Below are 247 nucleotides of genomic sequence, written 5' to 3' on the forward strand. Positions count from 1 at the left end.
CTTCGACTTCGGCGCGGCCACCGGGGCCGCGAGCGAAAGTGCCAGTGCATCGCGCGCGGTGGCGGCCTGCGCCTTGACCAAGGCCTGCTCCGCATGACCGGCCCCGAACTCGATGCGCGGTCGCCAGGTCGCCGCCAGGGCCTTGCTTCCCAGTGCGGATCGAGCTGATGCGATGTAGTTCTGGAGCGAAGCCACCGAGAGCGTGTCGAGCTTGTCGACAAGCGCCTGCTCTTCCTCCGGAGTGAAG

The 247-nt window shown here is 68.0% G+C and carries 1 protein-coding gene; it reads right to left on the reverse strand.

Annotation, left to right across the window (positions count from 1 at the left end):
- Positions 1 to 247 (reverse strand): hypothetical protein (locus SAZ04_RS22710; RefSeq protein WP_332700003.1); only part of this gene is annotated, 247 nt, incomplete at both ends.

This window comes from Halalkalibacter lacteus, assembly GCF_036663595.1.
GTDB classification, from domain to species: Bacteria; Bacillota; Bacilli; order Bacillales; family Bacillaceae_D; genus Halalkalibacter; species Halalkalibacter lacteus.